Annotated in this window: 21 protein-coding genes and 1 tRNA gene; 1 reads left to right on the top strand and 21 read right to left on the bottom strand. The window is 33.9% G+C overall.

The window, feature by feature from the left end; translation table 11 throughout:
- Positions 1 to 18 precede the first annotated feature (18 nt).
- The 19 genes from fabD to ABS911_RS01940 all read right to left on the bottom strand — a co-directional run bounded on the left by fabD (position 19) and on the right by ABS911_RS01940 (position 16,769).
- Complete coding sequence (gene fabD / locus ABS911_RS02030) at positions 19 to 963, bottom strand: ACP S-malonyltransferase (protein WP_350466055.1); 945 nt, start codon at positions 961 to 963, stop codon at positions 19 to 21.
- 160 nt (positions 964 to 1,123) lie between these two features.
- Positions 1,124 to 2,083: an enoyl-[acyl-carrier-protein] reductase FabK gene (gene fabK, locus ABS911_RS02025; RefSeq protein ID WP_350466054.1), complete on the bottom strand. Its 960-nt coding sequence runs from the start codon at positions 2,081 to 2,083 to the stop codon at positions 1,124 to 1,126.
- Positions 2,084 to 2,108: 25 nt separating this feature from the next.
- A complete protein-coding gene (locus ABS911_RS02020; RefSeq protein ID WP_034536759.1) occupies positions 2,109 to 2,339 on the bottom strand; it encodes an acyl carrier protein in 231 nt (76 codons plus the stop codon).
- Positions 2,340 to 2,414: 75 nt separating this feature from the next.
- The gene (locus ABS911_RS02015; protein WP_350466053.1) at positions 2,415 to 3,389 is read right to left on the bottom strand and encodes a beta-ketoacyl-ACP synthase III; all 975 of its coding nucleotides are present in this window, start codon (positions 3,387 to 3,389) and stop codon (positions 2,415 to 2,417) included.
- Between the two features lie 18 nt (positions 3,390 to 3,407).
- On the bottom strand, positions 3,408 to 3,857 hold the full coding sequence (gene fabT / locus ABS911_RS02010; RefSeq protein WP_350466052.1) for a fatty acid biosynthesis transcriptional regulator FabT: 450 nt from the start codon (positions 3,855 to 3,857) through the stop codon (positions 3,408 to 3,410).
- Between the two features lie 319 nt (positions 3,858 to 4,176).
- Positions 4,177 to 4,521: a DUF2187 domain-containing protein gene (locus ABS911_RS02005; protein ID WP_350466051.1), complete on the bottom strand. Its 345-nt coding sequence runs from the start codon at positions 4,519 to 4,521 to the stop codon at positions 4,177 to 4,179.
- 177 nt (positions 4,522 to 4,698) lie between these two features.
- Positions 4,699 to 5,136 carry a MarR family winged helix-turn-helix transcriptional regulator gene (locus tag ABS911_RS02000; RefSeq protein ID WP_350466050.1) on the bottom strand — a complete coding sequence of 146 codons (438 nt, stop codon included), beginning with the start codon at positions 5,134 to 5,136 and terminating at the stop codon, positions 4,699 to 4,701.
- Positions 5,137 to 6,075: 939 nt separating this feature from the next.
- Positions 6,076 to 6,642, bottom strand: coding sequence for an NADPH-dependent FMN reductase (locus ABS911_RS01995; RefSeq protein ID WP_350466049.1), 567 nt, complete (start codon positions 6,640 to 6,642; stop codon positions 6,076 to 6,078).
- 132 nt (positions 6,643 to 6,774) lie between these two features.
- A complete protein-coding gene (locus ABS911_RS01990; protein ID WP_350466048.1) occupies positions 6,775 to 7,332 on the bottom strand; it encodes an ATP-binding protein in 558 nt (185 codons plus the stop codon).
- Between the two features lie 72 nt (positions 7,333 to 7,404).
- Positions 7,405 to 8,082, bottom strand: coding sequence for a CBS domain-containing protein (locus ABS911_RS01985; protein ID WP_350466047.1), 678 nt, complete (start codon positions 8,080 to 8,082; stop codon positions 7,405 to 7,407).
- Between the two features lie 42 nt (positions 8,083 to 8,124).
- Positions 8,125 to 8,682 carry a CDP-alcohol phosphatidyltransferase family protein gene (locus ABS911_RS01980; RefSeq protein WP_350466046.1) on the bottom strand — a complete coding sequence of 186 codons (558 nt, stop codon included), beginning with the start codon at positions 8,680 to 8,682 and terminating at the stop codon, positions 8,125 to 8,127.
- A gap of 180 nt (positions 8,683 to 8,862) precedes the next feature.
- Positions 8,863 to 9,540 carry a lipoprotein gene (locus ABS911_RS01975; protein WP_350466045.1) on the bottom strand — a complete coding sequence of 226 codons (678 nt, stop codon included), beginning with the start codon at positions 9,538 to 9,540 and terminating at the stop codon, positions 8,863 to 8,865.
- Between the two features lie 62 nt (positions 9,541 to 9,602).
- Positions 9,603 to 10,760: a hypothetical protein gene (locus ABS911_RS01970; RefSeq protein ID WP_350466044.1), complete on the bottom strand. Its 1,158-nt coding sequence runs from the start codon at positions 10,758 to 10,760 to the stop codon at positions 9,603 to 9,605.
- Positions 10,761 to 11,369: 609 nt separating this feature from the next.
- Entirely contained in the window at positions 11,370 to 12,278 is a 909-nt protein-coding gene (locus tag ABS911_RS01965; RefSeq protein ID WP_350466043.1) for a DUF975 family protein, read from the bottom strand.
- A 194-nt stretch (positions 12,279 to 12,472) separates the two neighbouring features.
- Positions 12,473 to 13,435: a class 1b ribonucleoside-diphosphate reductase subunit beta gene (gene nrdF, locus ABS911_RS01960; protein ID WP_350466042.1), complete on the bottom strand. Its 963-nt coding sequence runs from the start codon at positions 13,433 to 13,435 to the stop codon at positions 12,473 to 12,475.
- Between the two features lie 15 nt (positions 13,436 to 13,450).
- Entirely contained in the window at positions 13,451 to 15,634 is a 2,184-nt protein-coding gene (gene nrdE, locus ABS911_RS01955) for a class 1b ribonucleoside-diphosphate reductase subunit alpha (protein ID WP_350466041.1), read from the bottom strand.
- Positions 15,621 to 15,986 (bottom strand): class Ib ribonucleoside-diphosphate reductase assembly flavoprotein NrdI, encoded by a 366-nt coding sequence (gene nrdI / locus ABS911_RS01950; protein WP_350466040.1) that lies wholly within the window; start codon positions 15,984 to 15,986, stop codon positions 15,621 to 15,623. Before nrdI ends, nrdE begins: the two co-directional genes overlap by 14 nt.
- Positions 15,983 to 16,216 carry a glutaredoxin-like protein NrdH gene (nrdH, locus tag ABS911_RS01945; RefSeq protein WP_350466039.1) on the bottom strand — a complete coding sequence of 78 codons (234 nt, stop codon included), beginning with the start codon at positions 16,214 to 16,216 and terminating at the stop codon, positions 15,983 to 15,985. Before nrdH ends, nrdI begins: the two co-directional genes overlap by 4 nt.
- 479 nt (positions 16,217 to 16,695) lie before the next feature.
- Positions 16,696 to 16,769: transfer RNA gene (locus ABS911_RS01940), tRNA-Arg, on the bottom strand.
- Positions 16,770 to 16,929: 160 nt separating this feature from the next.
- Between ABS911_RS01940 and ABS911_RS01935 the strand changes: the two genes are divergently transcribed.
- Complete coding sequence (locus ABS911_RS01935) at positions 16,930 to 17,307, top strand: PH domain-containing protein (RefSeq protein WP_350466038.1); 378 nt, start codon at positions 16,930 to 16,932, stop codon at positions 17,305 to 17,307.
- An 83-nt stretch (positions 17,308 to 17,390) separates the two neighbouring features.
- Here the strand turns inward: ABS911_RS01935 and glnA are convergent, their stop codons facing one another.
- Complete coding sequence (glnA, locus tag ABS911_RS01930; protein ID WP_350466037.1) at positions 17,391 to 18,731, bottom strand: type I glutamate--ammonia ligase; 1,341 nt, start codon at positions 18,729 to 18,731, stop codon at positions 17,391 to 17,393.
- A gap of 43 nt (positions 18,732 to 18,774) precedes the next feature.
- Positions 18,775 to 19,167 (bottom strand): MerR family transcriptional regulator, encoded by a 393-nt coding sequence (locus tag ABS911_RS01925; RefSeq protein WP_350466036.1) that lies wholly within the window; start codon positions 19,165 to 19,167, stop codon positions 18,775 to 18,777.
- Positions 19,168 to 19,307 lie beyond the last annotated feature (140 nt).

Raw genomic sequence — 19,307 nt, 5'->3', positions numbered from 1 at the left:
CTCATTCCTTTTAATGTATTAGGCTAAAGCTTTTAGCTCTGCCAGTTTTTTTAATGTTTTTTCTAAAGTTTTTTCATTTTCAACATTTAAAGTGGTAACTGTTTTATCGATTTTTTTGATAAAACTACTTAATGTCTTTCCAGGACCAACTTCAATAAATGTATCCACACCTAAATCAATCATTGTTCGGACACTATCTTCCCAATATACGGGAGACATCACTTGTTTGACCATCATTGTTCTTATTTGCTCTTTGTCTTCAAAAACTTTAGCAATGGTGTTGCTGATAACAGGCAGTTCAGAATCATGGATTGAAATAGATTTAAGCGCTTCTTCCAATTGAATCGACGCTGGCTTTAATAGTTGGGTATGAAATGGGCCACTTACTTGCAAAGGAACCACACGTTTTGCTCCTCTTTCAAGAAGAAGTTCTCCTGCTTTTTCTACAGCTGCTTTAAGACCAGCAATAGCGATCTGTCCAGGCATATTATAGTTTGCAGGAGAAACAACGCCAAGCACACTTGCTTCGTCACAAGCGTCGAGAATTGTTTGACGATCTGATCCCATCACGGCACTCATAGCACCTTTACCTAGAGGAACAGCATCGGTCATGTATTGCCCTCTTTTTTTAACCAATTTAACAGCGTCTTCAAAAGATAGCACATTCGCTTTTACAAACGCACTGTACTCTCCTAGACTTAAACCAGCTACAACATCAGGATGGATTCCCTTTTCTTTTAACAATGCATCAATAGCCAAACTTACAGTAAGGATAGCAGGCTGAGTATAAGTTGTTTGATTCAGCAAGTCATTTTCTTTAAAGCATAGTTCAGCCATATCTAAATTCAAAGATTGTCCAGCTTGATCAAAAACCTCTCGAACTACACTATACTTTTCATACAAGTCTTGCCCCATACCAAAGTACTGAGCGCCTTGTCCGCTATATACAAAGGCAATTTTCATAGGTTTCTTCTCCTTTAATACTGTAATTTGTCTATAAAAAAATCATCCATTCCATATACATTCAATCAATAAGAGAAATAATCGAAAAAAAACTAGAAAAACTATCTGAAGCGAAAAGACCTCCTTTTAGCTTTCTAGTTATTTTTTATCTAAGTTCACCTTATTTTAAAATGAGGTTGGCTTGTTCTCTTATTACTTCTTGATATTCATGCATTAATTCTTGGATGATTTCATGAGTACTTTGTTCTTTATTAACTAATCCAGCACTTTGACCAGACATAAATGATCCAGTTTCTTTATCGCCATCTATGACAGCTCGTCTTAAAGCGCCTTTTCCAAGTTCTTCTAAACGATTGAAATCTGGTTTTTCATCACTTGTGATGTCTTTTTCAACTTTTAAGTATTGACGAGTTAATTTGTTACGTAGGACACGTACTGGATGACCAGTAATCTGACCAGTAACTACAGTATCAATATCTTTTGCTTTTAATATGGCATCTTTAAAGTTTTGATGCACAGTGCTTTCATGTGCAACAACAAAACGTGTTCCTAATTGGACAGCTGAAGCGCCTAACATAAAGGCAGCTGCAACACCACGTCCATCAGCAATACCTCCTGCAGCAATGACTGGAACAGAGACACTATCAACCACTTGTGGCACTAAGTTCATAGTAGTCGTTTTACCAATATGACCACCAGCTTCCATACCTTCACAAATAATTGCATCTGCTCCTTCATTTACCATGCGTCGTGCTAAAGCAACTGAAGCAACTACTGGGATAACTACCGTACCCGCATTTTTAAATTGATTCATATATCTTCCAGGGCTACCAGCACCAGTCGTTACAACTTTTACTTGTTCTTCACAGACAACTTTTACAACATCATCTACGTTAGGTGATGTTAATAGAACATTGATGCCAAAAGGTTTATCTGTTAAACTTTTCGTTTCTCTAATCAGTTCTCGCACAATTTCACTTGAAGCATATCCACAAGCTAATATTCCTAGACCGCCAGCATTTGAAACTGCACTCACTAAACTAGGATTAGCAACCCAAGACATTGCGCCTTGTATAATTGGGTATTTGATTCCAAGTTTTTCAATTAATTCAGACTGCATACAGTACCTGCTTTCTTATGAGTGCTTATTTTTTAGCTAATTCAACTTCAACAAAAGTTACGATATCTTGAACAGTTGTTAAACCTTCTTCAGATTCAATTTTAATATCAAATTCGTCTTCAATATCATTGATGATTTGGAATAAGTCTAAGCTGTCTGCTTCTAGATCTTCACGGAAGTTTGTTTCTAATTGTACTTCTTCTTCCTCTTTGTCTAATTGTTCCACGATAATTGCTTGAATTTTTTCGAATGTCATTTTGTATTTCCTCCATTATAATTGTTTTTTTATTTTGCTTATTTTTTTAAGCCTAAGCGAGCTGGTATAACCTCTTTAAAGTTGAATGAGTATGGAGCCCCATGTGAGTCCTCCACCAAATCCAGTAAGTACGATTTTTTTCTTGCTTCCTAAAACTAAATCTCCATTTGTCAAAAGTTCATCTAACAAAATCGGAATACTTGCAGCAGAAGTATTGCCATATTCAGCAATATTTGTTGCAAATGTTTCAACTGGAATTTTTAGCTTTTTTGCAATAGCTTTTAAAATACGGTAATTTGCTTGATGAGCAACAATACAATCTATCTCTTCAAGAGTATAATTTGAAGATTCCACAACAGTTCGAATGCTTTCAGGAACACTTCGAATAGCAAAATCAAAAATTGATCTTCCATCCATTTGAAGATACTCGTTTTTAAGATTTTCTTTTGTATGGAAGTTCGTGACTAAGTGACTGCCAGCTGTAAGGGATTCTCCACGACTTCCGTCAGAATGGATATCTTCTCCTATAAAACTGTTTTCTGTTTCTGTTGCACCTAGCAATACGCCTCCAGCACCATCACCGAACAGAACTGCTGTACTTCGATCCTGCCAATCAATGATTTTTGACATGACCTCTCCGCCAAGAACCAATCCATATTGGAAAGTGCCACTTTGAATCAACTTCTCAGCAATTGATAAAGCATAAATGAAGCCAGAACATGCTGCATTTACGTCAAAAGCCATTATGGGGTTTGCACCTATATAATCTTGTACTAAACAAGCAGTTGAAGGACTTAACCCATCTGGGGTCATTGTCGCTACAATAATAAAATCTATTTCTTTAGCAGAAATACCTGTTTTTTCAAGAATATCCATTGCGGCTTTACCACAAAGAACTGAAGTGTTTTCACCCTCACTAATGTGACGCGTTTCTATGCCTGTACGAGTTCTAATCCATTCATCATTGGTATCCATCATTTTTTCTAGCATCGCATTGGAAACTACTTTATGTGGAACATAACTTCCAGCACCCATAATTTTTGCCTTCATTAGAATTCAACTCTGTTCTTATAAATTATTTTTTGTGCGGTCTAAGAAAATATGAAGGTTTTTTAAGCCTTTGATCAACATTTCTGCGTCTTCTCGGTTTAAGCCTTCTAATGTCTCTTTAACCATATCTCGATGAAACTTATCGTGAAGACGATAAAGTAAGCGACCTTTTTTAGTTAAGCCCAACTTAACGACTCTACGATCATTATCATTTCGAATGCGTTCAACGTAGCCTTTTTTCACTAAGTTATTAACAGAAACCGTTAATGTTCCTACAGTAACCGAAAGCTTTTTTGAAACTTCAGTTGTCGTATGAATACCATACATGCCAATAGCTTCGATTGTATGCATTTCTTTTATTGAGATATCTTTAAATGTGCTACTTTGAAGAGCACCTTCTTCAATTATCAGAATTTCATTAAATATCGTTACCAAGTAAGAATTAATTTCAGGAATTAATTCGTCCACACCAACTCCTCCGTTCTTTCAAATTAGCAATCAAGTTAATTACTTTGAACATCAAATTGTTTGACCATCAAACTATATTATTTTTTAGTGAATGTGTCAAGAATAAATATATTATTATTTTCATATCATTGATCAAAACCTTTTAACACCAACGTCTATAAGTCTCAAAATTATTTTGAATATCAAAGTAGTTTTTACAAAAAACAATAGAATCCTCTTTTAAGAAATCATAGAAGATTCTTATTTTTAAATAATTTCAGGAAAATTTAAAAATAAAAAAGAGTTGAGACAAATTGCCTCAACTCTCTTTTTTGTTCTGCTATTCTGTTTCACTAGATATAAATTCTTCGATATCTTTAAAGTTAACAATGGTTTTACTTTCCATTATATCCTTCATTTTATCAGAAGATTTATCCCAATAGATTTCTACAACGGCACTATTATTTAATAATTTGATGATTGTTCCAGCCATTTTTTCGTCTCGGAATGAAAAAATAATTCTATCTCCTACATCTGGTCTAAATGAAGCTTTTATTTCGTCAATAATGACGATTGCTTCGTCATATGGCACGCCTAAAAGGGTCGCAATTCTTGATTTGCTGGCACCTTTTCGAAGTTCAACTTCTACTAAAGATTGAATTTCTTCGGTAATAACTTTCCCCATGTAAATCCCCTCATTTCTTTGGTTCTTAATTTGAGCGTATTCCAGTAAATTGTTCTGCTAAAAATGATTATACCATATTTTAGCAATAAAATGAAGTACTAGTACGCAAGAGTCTTTACATTTGATGCTAAACCTCGAAAATTCTATTTTATTTTTGCATTAGTAAGCTGCTATTCTTTATTTCAATGAACTAGCATTGTATCCTACTTTTTTTAATAACTCAGTTAAAGTGGTTAGTTCTTCTTCATTAAGTACATCAAACACATTTGAGATCAACTCTTCGTGCTCTGGAAAAGCATTTTCCATAAAAGCAGTTCCTTTTTCAGATATTACAATGTTTGTTACACGTCGATCTTTGGCTGAAGGACAGCGTTGTATAAAGCCTTTATTTTCTAACTTGTCTACAACATACGTAATACTGCTGCTAGCTAATAATATTTTTTTCCCAATATATTGAATCGGCTGATCTCCCTTACTATAAAGAAGCTCCAAAACTGAAAATTCGGTCGGATTTAATCCATATTTTATCATATCTTTTTTTATAACATCTAGAACGCTTGAAGAAGATTTTAACAATACGGTTAACGCTTTTAGTGCTTTAGTTGAGTCTTCCATTTTATCGGATCACCTTTCATTTTAAACTTATCTTTAAATACTTTTACTAGGACTAGAATTATCTTTAATTCGAGATAAATATACCATTAAAAATATAGGATTGTCAATCTATATAGCTAGACCTTCAGACGATCCCAGGCTCTCCACAAGCAACCCCGTACATTTCAGAAGAAATTTTATTTTATCGCACCAACATCATTTGTTAAAGAACCTAAAAATAGAGTAAAAAAAAGAACATCCTAGAAATCAGGACGTCCTTCTTAAATCTTATAGCATGGTTCTAGTGAATCTCTGATATCAACTTCTACAAAGGTTGATCGTTTCAATTCGTTTAAACTAGAACTACATGCTGAATATATTAGCGCCCATTCATCCAGTACTTCTGATTGGTTTTCATTTAGAATGGTTATACATTAGCAATCAACTAAATGAATGAGCTTGGACAAGATAGCTTTACTCGGCTATTTGTCATAGAAGCTACTTTCACTAGCTTCTATAAAGAGCGTCATGCTCTCTTTATATGCATGTCTCTCTTTACATATATAATGTAACATGTAAACGTTAACATGTCAATTGATGACTCCTAAAATTTAAATAAAAAAGGAGAGCCTCTTATTAGAAGCCCTCCATTCATTTTGTAGCTAGTTCCCATTTTTGTTTCTATTTTTCTATACTTTATCTGCTAAATTGTTATTGTGCACATGAACTCTATTTCCTTCATGTGGGGTTTGGATACTTCAGTCTTGACTTATTCTATTTCAGGAACTTAGCCACTTTATGAAGTTAAGTTAATAGCGGTGAATCTACTATCAACTTTAGAGCCATTGATTCATTAACTCTAGTAAAGAAGACATTGTACCTTGTCCTTCTTTACACCATTATAATAACAATAAAATGGTGTAATTTCAAATATAAAAATCGGTAATTTTTATATTAATTTTACACATTGTTCCTTAGAGGTTTTAGTGCTGTTGACCATGCAACAACTTGATCTAATAGCGTATTTACAGAAGCTATATGCAATTCAGCTGGTTTAAATTCATTCATATTTACAAAATCAGTGAATAAAGACATTGCAGGGTGTGTACGAACACTTGCCACTTGTAATTCAGCTAAAACAACACGCAAAGCTTCAGCTGCTCTTACACCACCAGATGAACCATAACTAACGATCCCTGCTGCTTTGTTATTCCATTCAGGATAAAGATAATCAATTGCATTTTTTAAAGCTGCTGTTATGCCATGATTGTATTCAGGAGTAATAAAGACATAGCCATCTAACTCAGCTATTTTTTTAGACCATGGAATGGCTTCTGGTGTAACATAGTTTTGACTATATGCTGCTGAGATCGGTTCATTATATAAAGGCAGATTGTATTCTGCAATGTCTACAATTTCATATTCTGCATTTCCGCGTTTGTCAGCTAATTCTTTTACCCATTGGGCTACTTGTAAACTATTACGTCCAGGACGTGTACTACCTGTGATGATTCCAATTTTTAACATTTAATTCTCCTCCTTATTTTTTGTCTAACAGCTTACTTAGCAATAAAACACTAAATGAACACAGTTAATTCACTAGCTTAAATTAACTATAGTGCAAACTATTTTATGCAGCAACTAATTTGATTTAATCGATTACAGATTAAATCTACCTTTGATTATTTCTGCTGTTTCTTCAGCGCTTAACGTAGTGTTCGTTAGCTTGATATAGTGCTCTCTTTTGATTTCACCTTCTAACGAATTCAAGCGATGTATTTTCATCGTTGCTTTTAATTCTTTTTCTGACAAATCAACATTTCTTTTTGTTGGTTTATGCTCTAGTCGATGTGAACTTTTATTTCGTTCTAATCTCTCTTCAATTTCGGATGCTAATTCAACAAAATAAATTGTTGCTCCTTTCGATTCAAATAGTTCACAAATACTGTCTATATAATCCCAGTCTCCTTGTTGATCAAATGCCCATACATATGTGAATATCAAACCCTCTTGTTTACTTTCAGATACTGCTTTAAAAATTTCTCTTCTAAATAAATCTGATAGTTTCCACATTTCAGTACTAAATCCAAAAAAGGGTTCTAGTAATTCAATTGTCATATGATTGTGAAATAATTTTAAATCCGTTTTCTTTTGTAACTCTTGTCCTACAGTCATTTTCCCTACAGCTTGAGGCCCAAATATAAGTACAAATTTCATGAATTTCCTCCGCAGATCATTTTCGTTCATTACTATGTTAAATGTTTTCTTCTAATAATCCCTAAAGACCTATTATAAATCTGAAGGAGTAATAATACCTAAAGGCAACTCTGATACATTTCCATTTTCTGTTATGAGTAAAGCATCCAAACGCCGATCATTTTTTAATAGATCTGCAGCGACTTCAATAGACATACTTTTTTTTATAAACAAATAATTATTTCTTCTCGTATCTTCTGAAATGATCTCTTCCACCATCGTTTTCTTCAAATAAATAGTTTCGTCTTCTAATTGACTCGCTAACCACATCGTGATCCCTTTTTCCGTTAATAAACCAATCAATTTCTTATTTTTGTACACCGGAAAATGAGTGAATTTTCTTTCACTGATAGTTGTTAATACTTTTGTAAATAAATCATCAAAATTAAATTGAACGACGTCACGTTTAAATAAAGGATACACTCTCTCAGGACTTTTTATTTCTTCTTCAATTTGTTCAATGTGTTTAACTACATTATCTGTCGGTTGAGCAATATAACTATTCGGAATTAATTTTTTGTGTACCATAACGTTTCTAAGATCCGCAAAAATTTGTAAATCGTTTTTATACTTTTTTACGGCAGGATTGCGGTATTCATTTTCATCTAATAAACGGTAAAATGGCTGTTTATATTCTTTTTCGTTATCTGAAAAGCTTAAGAAGTTATGGATGCGATTAAAACTCGCAATAAAGCGTTCTGCATTATTCATTTTGTTCTCCTTCCGTGATTTAATTTCACATTAAGTGTACTTTTAATTTTTTTGATACATTGTAAAGAATTCACGCCCATATAAGACAAATGAGAGTGTTAAGAAAAAACCAGTAATAATCATTAGACTATTTGCAGTCGTTGTTTGGATACTAGGAAATGCCACCAAAAATGTCATACACGCATAGAATACCGCAGTTGATATTTTCCCAAACCATTTAGCACCATCAAGTTTCTTACCTTGCCGATAAAGCAAAAAATCATTTACTGCCATAAATAATTCTTTGGCTACAAACAAGGTAATAATGATCCACATTTTTTCATAATGAACTAGCAAACAAATAATGACGGCTACCTGAGTTAGTTTATCAGCAATCGGGTCGAGTAATTTTCCTAATTCAGTAATTTGATTAAATTTCCGAGCAATATATCCATCTAGCAAGTCCGTCAATCCTGAAAAAATAATGATTATTCCTGCAATATAGTAATCGCCAATCTCTGTAGCTGTCAAGTACTGCATCATAAAAACTGGAATGAGCAATAAACGAACATATGATAAAATGTTTGGAAGAGTGAGAAAATCTTTTGCCTGTAGTTTCATTTAACATCACCTCTCACATAGCATAACTGCTTATGTATTAAGTTAATCCTACCACTTTTATTGCCACTTAGACTACTTTTATGAATCTTTTTAAAAAACTTCTAGTCAATAAAAAAAAGCGCCCGACTGAATGCTAAGACATAGCATTCAGTCGGGCGCTTTTAGTTTAAAAATAATAGATTATTTTTCTTCGAAATCAAACTCGTCAATTGTATAAACTAAATTATTTATATCAGAAGTACTGAAAAATGCATCTTCATTTTCAGGTGGAATATTTAAATAAATTGGCATCGCAGTATCCGGTTCTAATACTCCAAAAGATTCTTCTGTTAGATAGAAGGGTGCTTTATCTAATATAACATCGCCATCGACAGTACTAAAACTTATTGTGATGTCAATATTTGTCATAGCTACATCCATTCTGTTAACGATAATAAAAATAGCTTGCATCTCGCCAGCCTCACCTAAATACATGCCAGTGAAGTGTATAGCTACATCATTTTCAATACCAATATCTTGTGATTCTGCCATTCTCATTTCTATTTCTTGTAATACAGAATCACTTTCAAGTGTCAAACCTTGATCTAACTCCATTTTTTGAGGTACAAGTGGAATAGCCATATCTGTAGTTGTCGCACCTGTTGCACTAGAATCTACCATAGATTCTTCTGTACCAATAATACTTGATTGAGAAGAAGCAACTGCAGAAGACTCTGAGGACATTTCGGAACTCATGATACTTTCACTCGTTGCTGTCGTACTTGCTTCACTAGAAGGTGTTGTTTCACTACCTCCTCCAATAAAATCACAACCTGCCAATAAAACTACTGCTCCTAAAAGAGTTAATATTTTTTTCATTTTAATCATCCTTCCCCTTTTTTAACTCTATTACCCTATAGCCCCAATTATTCTAAGCACTTTTACTCTTCGAAAGTAAATTCATCCAACTTAATTGAAAGATTCTCATTTGTAATGGAAAAAAATAAATCTACTTTTTCCTTTGGAACTGCCATTGTTAGAGGGAGAACGGTATTTGGTTTAAATGGACCAAATATATCTTCTCTCAAAATCACAGCCTCTTTATCCCATACCATTTCCCCATCTTTATTACCATAGCTCAGTTGATAACGAATATTTTTCATCTCAATACCTGTTTTATTAATGACAAAAAAGTAAGCCAATGTGTCGCCATCCGCCTTATCATATAAACCAGAATACATGACTGTAACATCATTATTAAATCCCATATCTGGGTGTTCCGCTACGAGTTGTTGAAATTCAGCCATCAACGGATTATTATCAAATGTTTGGCCATTGTCAGCATTTTGTTTCGGAATGACAAGACTCAATTCATCTTCGCTTGTTTCAACAGCTGATTCCTCTGATTGAGTTGGTTGGTCTGACTTACCAGCATCTGTATAATCAAATACGTGTATTTCTTCTACCAATTGACTAGTGTTCATCCCCTTCAAGAGCGTTTCCTTAGAAGGATCAACTACTAGATACATGGGCATAACTGTGTTCGGCTCTAGTGTACCAAAACTATCTCCCGTCAATGTAAACGATTGCTTATCAAAAACCAATTCACTATCTGATTTACCAAATGTGTACGTAAAACGAATATCTTTCATAGCGCTATCTGTTCGATTGATTATAAAAAATATTCCTGCAAGATTGGGTGACTCCCCATATGTTTCTCCTGTATAGATAATGGTTACGTCATTTTCATAACCCATATTCGGATTTTCTTTTACATAATCTTCTAGCATAGCTAATGTATCATCTGTTTCAACAGTTAACCCTTTGTCGATTTCATCATCTTGCGGAACTAAGGTTAATTCATTCGAATTATCTTTATCCGTTAAATCTGATGAGATTTGTTCGGACAGAAACTCTTCACTATCTTCAACAGCGCTTTCAATCTCAACTGAATCTTCTCCACTAGAAGCAGCTGAGTGAGTGCTTCCACTGCTCACAGAACTAGACATAATTTCTTCTGTTAGTTTATCTGCCAATTTACCAACATCGCATCCGGCCAAAACAACAACGAAAATGAGTAGAAATCCCAACTTTTTCATTCTTTCTCTACTCCTTTCTTAAGTACTGAGTAGCATCAAGAAATGATCTTTAGCTAATTAACCTTCCCTCCATTCTTTTTAAATTTTGAAACTAACGGATGTATATTTTTATAAGTACATCTTTGTAGACTTTTATACTTAATTTTATTGTATCCTATCTTTCTTTGATAACAAAAAGATATACTCATAAATAGCGTTATTTATTTTCAAATTATTCAATAATCTCACTATTTAGGGTCTATAATTTTTAGTGTTGATAGGTTAATCAACTTACTCACCAAAAATTTCTGGAGAAGTAGGGTGACTTGTAGCCTTGTATAGGATTCAATGAGAATTATAAACCGTTAACGCTTCAGCGATTATGGTTTATTTAAAGCTCGAAAGTCTGTAAGATTACAGGCTTACAGGCGGTCCCAAGGCTCCACAAGCAAACCCGTCCATTCCAGAAGAAATTTTATTTTGAAGCATCCACATCATTTGTCATACAACCGCTATTTAACAAAAAAGACTAGCAAAGAAATGAATGTTTCCAACATTTATTCCTTGCTAGTCTTTTAATTTTTGCCTTTATAGTACTCTATTTAGAGTAAACATAATCGGTTAAGCTTTTTAAAAGTCGACATCATCTAATTGTTTGCCTTCGTAATCCTCATTATACTGATTGTCACCATTTTCGTGGGTAGTTGGATGTTCAGTATTGTAAGCATCTCCATCTGTTAACGAACGGTAAAAGACTTGTTCAGAAGTTATACGATAAGGTTCAATATAAAAAGAAATCAGAATAACGAATAGTAAGATCGCTAAAAAGGCTAATAGAAAACCTAAAATAACAAAGATTCCCTCATTCGGATTTGCTTCCATTCTCGAATTAATCGTTTGAATACTTCCTAATATAAATAAACCAAACAGAACAAACGGCACAATGTACCACCAAAGGAATGACAGTTGTAATAGGAAAAGTTTCCATTTATTCCCTTTCATCATTTTACGACTTTGATCTAATGCCTCCATAATACTAATGGAAGGATTATCTTTCATTAAGTTCAATGCTTGGCTGTAACTATAACTTTTAATAATACCTGGTATGATAAATAATAATGACCATAGCGTAATTAAAATAGTCATTACAATAATCAAACCTGTTGTTTTAAAGATACGCTCTTTCTTGAATGTTTGAAACATACCTTCGATAGACAATTTTGCTCCATCTACCATGTCTAAAATATTCCAAGCGTAACCAGCATTCAACAATCCAGAAATAAAGCTGACCAATATACTAACAAGTGAAGTTAATAAACTAACTGTAATAGTTGGTTCCACACCCATTGTTGAATTATCTAAATTTCCTTGCATGACAGAATCAAGCATTGCAAGAGAGCTTCCAGAACCAATCAAAGTAAAAATACCTTGGCTAATGGCACCTGTCAAAACAGAAATAATAATTAAATTTAAAATAGCAACTTTCCAATTTCCTTTTAACAACTTCTTTGCGTTTCTTTTTATTTCACGTCTTTCCATTTTTTATCCTCCTTTTTTCCCACCTTAATAATAAGCTTATCATAACTGAAACTTTATTTCTTCACAATTATTAACCACTAGCCAAAAATGTGTGTCCATTTCCAAAGAAAAAAACACCCTTATTGAATTCAATAAGGGTGTTCTCTGTTTAATTTTGTCCATTCAAAAATTCCGAATGAAGGTTTATTTAATTGTTAAACCGTCCATTTTTCGTAATCTTCTGTCTCCATAGATTCAACCATACCAAGCAGATACCCATTCCCGACTTGCGAGAAAAAGTCATGGTTAGATGTACCAGTAGAAATTCCATTCATAATAACTGGATCTACATCATTGGCTGTATCTGGAAATAACGGATCAAATCCAAGGTTTTGCAATGCTTTATTTGCATTGTATCTAAGAAAGACTTTCACACGTTCTGTCCATCCAATTTCATCATACAAATATTCTGCATACTTCACTTCATTTTGATACAGTTTAAAAAGCAATTCATAAGTCCAATTTTTTATCTCTTCTTTTTCATCATCCGGTAACTGATTAAACGCAATTTGGAACTTATACCCAATATAGGTTCCATGAACAGATTCATCTCGTAAAATCAATTTAATGATTTCTGCTACATTTGGTAGCTTATTATTTCCTAAATAATGCAATGGGGCAAAGAATCCTGAATAGAACAAGAAAGATTCCAACATCACACTCGCAACTTTTCGTTGCAAATCTGTTCCATTATGATAGATATCATTAATGGTGGATGCTTTTAATTGCAATAACTCATTTGTATTTGTCCATTGAAAAATTTCATCAATTTCAAATTTGCTATTTAACGTACTAAAAATCGCACTGTAACTCTTCGCATGCATCGATTCCATAAACTGAATATTGTTGTATACCGCTTCTTCATGTTGAGTACGGATAGATTGTTTTAACGACTGAACCCCATCTTGCGATTGAAGAGTATCCAATAAAGTTAATCCGCCAAATACTTTACCAACCATGTCTTTTTCGATTTTCGGAAGTCGTGCCCAATCATCCAGATCATTCGATAACGGGATACGTGTATCTGTCCAAAATTGTTCTACTAATTTTTCCCATGTTAACTTATCAATCATGTCTTCAATATTGTTCCAGTTAATAGCTGTATAGTTCGTTGTCATTCTAGTTCTCTCCTTTTAAATGGTGCAGCTCTCACAAGCATTTGAACCAATTTCTTCTGAATTTTCAGTAAATGTACGAACGTAGTAAATAGATTTCACACCTTTTTTCCAAGCATAATGACGTAAAATATTTAAATCACGAGTCGTTTGTTTGGTTGTGCGTCCATTTTTCCACTCGTACAACCCTTCAGGAATTTCAGAGCGTAAGAAGAGCGTTAAACTCATACCTTGATCAATGTGTTTTTGGGCTGCTGCATAAACATCAATCACTTGACGCATATCCATATCATAAGCTGATTTGTAATAAGGCATTGTGTCATTTGATAAGAAAGGTGCTGGATAATAAGTTTTACCGGTCTTTTTCTCTTGACGTTCTTCAATCAAACGTGTGATGGGATGCAAACTAGATGATGTTTCATTTACATAACTGATTGAACCTGTCGGCGCTACAGCTAAACGGTTCTGATGGTATAAACCATCTCTCATTACCACTTCTTTTAAAGCTGCCCAGTCTTCTATAGTAGGCACTTGGATTCCATCGAACAAATGTTGAACTTTTTCACTTGAAAAAACAAAATTTTCGTTGATGTACTTATCAAAATAAGTACCATTCGCATACGATGATTTTTCAAAATTATAAAATGTTGTGCCTCTTTCTTTTGCTACTTTATTACTAGATACTAACGTATAGTAATTTAATAATTTAAAGTACACATCTGTAAATTCAACTGATTCTGGTGAACCATAGTGTATTTGATTTAATGCTAGATACGTGTGCAGTCCCATTGCGCCAAGACCAATCGTATGGTACTTATCGTTCCCATTTTTAATTGACGGTACAGCATCAATACTTGATTGATCGGTAACCATCGTTAAAGCTCGTACCATTGTGTCAATCGAGTTTCCAAAATCAGGTGATTTCATCAAGTTTACAATATTAGTTGAACCAAGATTACAGCTGATGTCTGTTCCTAAATGCTCATACGTTTGATCGTTATTGATCATTGAAGGTTCTTGAACTTGTAAAATCTCACTACACAAATTGCTCATTGTAATGGTTCCATAAACTGGGTTTTCACGGTTTGCTGTATCGACATTAATAATATAAGGATATCCAGATTCTTGTTGCAATTTAGAAATTTCATTTTCTAATTCACGGGCACTGATTTTAGATTTGCGTATTTCTTCATTGTTCACCATATTGTCGTATTCTTTAGTGATATCGATATAAGCAAATGGCTCTCCATAGATACGTTCAACATCATACGGACTAAACAGATACATCTGCTCATCGTGTGCTGCTAATTCATAGAATTTATCCGGCACAACTAGTCCAAGAGAAAGAGTTTTTACACGTATTTTTTCATCCGCATTCTCTTTTTTTGTTGAAAGAAACGAAACAATATCTGGATGAAAGACGTTTAAATAAACGGCCCCTGCTCCATTACGTTGACCAAGTTGATTAGAATAACTGAAACTATCTTCTAGTAATTTCATTACTGGAACAACTCCGCTTGAAGCATTGTCAATTTTTTTGATTGGATCGCCAGAAGCACGTAAATTAGATAAGTTCACTCCTACTCCGCCTCCAATACGAGACAATTGCAACGCACTGTTCACAACACGACCAATACTGTTCATGTCATCTGTTGCTTGGATCAAGAAGCAAGAAACCAATTCTCCACGTCTTTTACGTCCAGCATTTAAAAATGTTGGAGTAGCTGGCTGGTATCGTTGATTTACGATCTCATCGGCAAGTCTGCTCGCCAATTCCGTGTCTCCATCTGCTAAATACAACGCATTGAATACGATTCGATCTTCATAGCGTTCTAAGAAACGTTGTCCATCATTTGTTTTAAGGGCATATTGAGTATAAAATTTAAATGCAGACATAAATGAACGAAATCTAAATTTACGGCTATAGATATCATCAAATAACGCACGCACAAATGCTCTGTCGTATTTTAATAGAAATTCTTCTTCTATATAATCTTCTTCAATTAGATAATTTAATTTTTCATCTAGAGTGTAGAAGAAAACTGTATTCGGATTCACGTGTTCTAAAAAATAAGCTCGTACAGCCTCACGATCCTTATTCAAAGGGATTTTTCCATCTACAGGTCTATTCAGTTCATTGTTTAACTTAAAATACGTAACTTCTTTTGGCTTTGTTGCTAATTTAGGTTTATCCAATTTCATTCACCGCTTTCTTTAGTTGTGTAACATCTTCTTCATTACCCTGGAATTCAAAGGTATGTAGTAATGGAACTTGATAATCATGAGCTAGATCTTTGGCTGTAAAAGCGAAAAGCTTACCAAAATTTAAATTCCCACCACCCGCTACTCCTTTAAAGTAGTTTTTATTATCAGCTGTTTCAATAAAATCATTTAATAGGTCTGTCGCTTCTTTATCATAGGTAGGGGTGATGATGATAAACGGTTCATTTAAAGCAAGATATGGATTCGTTGGCGTTAATTCCAGCGAATCCATATCTAATTTTTTAACAAACTTTCGTGTTTGGCCTGTCAAACTAATGTAAACAACCTTCATACTAATTGATCAAGGAGATCTGGACGAAATCCATTAAATGCTTCTTGTCCTTCAACTGAAATAACTGGAACAGAGCTGAACCCAAGTTCTTTGACTTCATTTAATGCTTCTTCTGATTCAAAAATATCTTTTACTTCGTAAGATACACCTTTATCTTCTAAATATTTTTTAGTGAAGTTACATTGCATACAATTTGGTTTAGAGTAAACGATAATCGTTTTCTTAGTCATCATACATTCTCCTTTGGTCTTCTTTTTTAATAAACTTTTTTCTATTTCTCTATTTGTATTCTACACTTATTCTTACCTACTGGCAAATAAATAAACCACTATATATAGTGGTTTTCCTATTGACATATTCGTTTTTTTCTATATGTAGTGTTCCAAAATGTTGCTTGTGAATATTAAAGCGTGAAAAACCTTGAGTAGAATTGTATCCCAAAACAGTTTCGTGTACTTTTCACATTTGAAAAAAAGAGAGTAAAAAATAAAAAGATAAAAAATTTTTTTTGGCTGTACATTAATTCATCATTTTAAAAAAATATAGAATATTTTTACATTTTTCTGAATAATTCTTTTAAACCGTTTTAGAAGTACCTAGATGAGAGTATCGATTATTTAGTGAACAATTTAAAAGACATATTTTTTTATTTTTACATGAAAAAAAGTTAGAAAAGCTGACTGTTCAACTTTTCTAACTTTTCATTTGATGTCTCAGGAGAGATTCGAACTCCCGACCGTCCGCTTAGAAGGCGGATGCTCTATCCAACTGAGCTACTGAGACATGTACTAGCAACAAAATTAATTATAGGTAATAATGAATAAAAAGTCAACACTTTTTACGAATTAATTTAATTTTTAACAAAGAACGTTATTTTAATTAGTTGTATTAAAAAAAAACTCAGTTTACAATGAGTCAATAGAATAGACAAGGAGGGGTTTTCATGGGATTAATTGGTGGCCTTTTAGGAAATGCTGGAAATATCAGTGAGAACGAAGCTAGAAAAAAATTAGTTGGAGTTATTTTAGAGTCTGAAGAAATTGATTTAGCTTTTAAGTTAGTCCGTGATTTGATCATATTTACAAATAAACGGCTAATTATCATCAATAAACAAGGAGTTACGGGTAAAAAAACAACTTACCATTCCTTACCTTATAAATCGATCAGTCGATTTTTAGTCGAGACAACCGGACATTTTGATTTAGATGCTGAATTAAAAATTTTTATTTCTAGCGCCAATGAACCAGCTATCACATTACAATTTACAAATGATAAACACATTACTACTATTCAACAAGCATTGGCTGTCGCTGTCCTCTAGAATACTGTCATAAAGCGTTTAGACCTAAATAGGCGGCAAGAGGAGCTAGGAATTTTTTCCTAGCTCCTCTTGTTTATTTTATTTTAATACATTTTTAAGTATTGATCTCTTTCCCATTCAGTGACTTGCTCACGGAATGCAGACCACTCAATTTTCTTTGCATTCATGAAATTTTCGTAGATGTGTCCACCTAATCCATCTTTTACAATGCTGTCATTTGCCAAATATCCTAAAGCATCATGTAATGTTCCCGGCAGATCATAAATGCCGTTTTCATGACGATCTTTCTCACTCATTGCATAGATATTACGATTGATAGGTTCTGGTGCTTTCATTTCCTTTTTAATGCCATCTAATCCTGCTTTTAATAGAACAGCCATAGCAAGGTATGGATTTGCACTAGGATCGACACTGCGCAATTCCACACGTGTAGACATCCCTCTTGATTGCGGCACACGTATTAACGGCGAACGGTTGCGACCGCTCCAAGCGATATAGACTGGTGCTTCATAACCTGGCACAAGACGTTTATATGAATTCACTGTAGGATTCACAATTGCTGTAAAAGCTCTAGCATGGTCTAAAATTCCAGCTAAGAATTGACGTGCTGTCTCGCTTAGTTCCATGTCACCATCTTTATCATAAAATGCATTTCCATCTTTAGTAAATAGTGACAAGTTAAAGTGCATTCCTGATCCGTTAACACCGTATAGTGGCTTAGGCATAAAAGTAGCATGTAATCCATGCTTTCGAGCGACTGTTTTGACAATTAATTTAAAGGTTTGAATATTATCACACGCCTCTATTGCATTAGCATATTTCCAATCAATTTCATGTTGCCCTGGCGCAACTTCGTGGTGACTCGCTTCAATTTCAAAACCTAGATCTTCTAATTGTAATACGATATCGCGACGGCAATTTTCACCCAAGTCTGTCGGAGCTAAATCAAAATAACCTCCAGCATCATTCAACTCTAAAGTTGGTTCATCTTTTTCATCTAATTTAAAAAGGAAAAATTCAGGTTCAGGTCCTAAGTTAAAATCTGTGAACCCTAATGCCTTCATTTCTTTTAGTGTACGCTTTAAGTTGGAACGAGGGTCTCCAGCAAAAGGAGTACCATCCGGATTGTAGACATCACAGATTAATCGAGCGATCTTACCAGCCCCTTCAGTCGTTTCCCATGGAAAAATCAACCAAGTATCTAAATCAGGTCTTAGATACATATCGCTTTCTTCGATCCGTACAAACCCTTCAATTGAAGAGCCATCAAACATCAATTCATTATCCAATACTTTTTTTAATTGACTAATGGGTACCTCAACATTTTTGATGACTCCTAAAATATCAGTAAACATCAGTCTCAAGAAACGGACGTTTTCTTTCTTTGATGTTTCTTCTACTTCTTTTCTCGTAAACTTAACCATACACTTTTTCTCTCCTTTTGATTAGCGTTTCCACTATCTTAATTTATCCTATTCGATTTTGATCTAGAAATGAATGGGCGGTCTTAACACTCAAACCACTTACTGCTAAAAACTCATCGTGCAGTATTTTACGGACGTCATCATCTGTCATCACTTTAGCCACTTCTTGTTCCCTAGCTTTTTCTTTATTTTCTTGCAATTCATATATCCGTTTGATTCCTGCCATATTGATTCCATCAGATAAATAATCCTTGATCTCAAGAAGAACATCAATGTCATTCAAAGAATACATTCGCCGGTTTCCTTCATTACGTAATGGATGAATCAAATCTTGCTCTTCGTAATAACGTATCTGACGAGCAGATAAATCAGTCAGCTTCATAACTGTACCAATCGGAAATACCGATCGTGAACGTCGTAGTTCTTTCTCACTCATTCTAGTCCTCCTTTCGATTACTTTTATAGAATATCAGTCTTTTTTTTCAATGTCAACAAAAAAATGAACCAAATGTAAGAAAACCTAACACGATATAACGAACGTTCAATTTATATAAAAATAATTCGTTCCGATTAAAA

Source organism: Carnobacterium sp. (genome assembly GCF_040274425.1).
The sequence above is the reverse complement of the archived record's forward strand: the minus strand, read 5'-3'. Positions and strand labels throughout refer to the sequence as shown.

Bases quoted from the DNA above. Each gene is read 5' to 3' on its own strand.
- fabD (WP_350466055.1), bottom strand. From the start codon at position 963: ATGAAAATTGCCTTTGTATATAGCGGACAAGGCGCTCAGTACTTTGGT.
- fabK (WP_350466054.1), bottom strand. From the start codon at position 2,083: ATGCAGTCTGAATTAATTGAAAAACTTGGAATCAAATACCCAATTATA.
- ABS911_RS02020 (WP_034536759.1), bottom strand. From the start codon at position 2,339: ATGACATTCGAAAAAATTCAAGCAATTATCGTGGAACAATTAGACAAA.
- ABS911_RS02015 (WP_350466053.1), bottom strand. From the start codon at position 3,389: ATGAAGGCAAAAATTATGGGTGCTGGAAGTTATGTTCCACATAAAGTA.
- ABS911_RS02005 (WP_350466051.1), bottom strand. From the start codon at position 4,521: ATGGGGAAAGTTATTACCGAAGAAATTCAATCTTTAGTAGAAGTTGAA.
- ABS911_RS02000 (WP_350466050.1), bottom strand. From the start codon at position 5,136: ATGGAAGACTCAACTAAAGCACTAAAAGCGTTAACCGTATTGTTAAAA.
- ABS911_RS01995 (WP_350466049.1), bottom strand. From the start codon at position 6,642: ATGTTAAAAATTGGAATCATCACAGGTAGTACACGTCCTGGACGTAAT.
- ABS911_RS01990 (WP_350466048.1), bottom strand. From the start codon at position 7,332: ATGAAATTTGTACTTATATTTGGGCCTCAAGCTGTAGGGAAAATGACT.
- ABS911_RS01985 (WP_350466047.1), bottom strand. From the start codon at position 8,082: ATGAATAATGCAGAACGCTTTATTGCGAGTTTTAATCGCATCCATAAC.
- ABS911_RS01980 (WP_350466046.1), bottom strand. From the start codon at position 8,682: ATGAAACTACAGGCAAAAGATTTTCTCACTCTTCCAAACATTTTATCA.
- ABS911_RS01975 (WP_350466045.1), bottom strand. From the start codon at position 9,540: ATGAAAAAAATATTAACTCTTTTAGGAGCAGTAGTTTTATTGGCAGGT.
- ABS911_RS01970 (WP_350466044.1), bottom strand. From the start codon at position 10,760: ATGAAAAAGTTGGGATTTCTACTCATTTTCGTTGTTGTTTTGGCCGGA.
- ABS911_RS01965 (WP_350466043.1), bottom strand. From the start codon at position 12,278: ATGGAAAGACGTGAAATAAAAAGAAACGCAAAGAAGTTGTTAAAAGGA.
- nrdF (WP_350466042.1), bottom strand. From the start codon at position 13,435: ATGACAACGAACTATACAGCTATTAACTGGAACAATATTGAAGACATG.
- nrdE (WP_350466041.1), bottom strand. From the start codon at position 15,634: ATGAAATTGGATAAACCTAAATTAGCAACAAAGCCAAAAGAAGTTACG.
- nrdI (WP_350466040.1), bottom strand. From the start codon at position 15,986: ATGAAGGTTGTTTACATTAGTTTGACAGGCCAAACACGAAAGTTTGTT.
- nrdH (WP_350466039.1), bottom strand. From the start codon at position 16,216: ATGACTAAGAAAACGATTATCGTTTACTCTAAACCAAATTGTATGCAA.
- ABS911_RS01935 (WP_350466038.1), top strand. From the start codon at position 16,930: ATGGGATTAATTGGTGGCCTTTTAGGAAATGCTGGAAATATCAGTGAG.
- glnA (WP_350466037.1), bottom strand. From the start codon at position 18,731: ATGGTTAAGTTTACGAGAAAAGAAGTAGAAGAAACATCAAAGAAAGAA.
- ABS911_RS01925 (WP_350466036.1), bottom strand. From the start codon at position 19,167: ATGAGTGAGAAAGAACTACGACGTTCACGATCGGTATTTCCGATTGGT.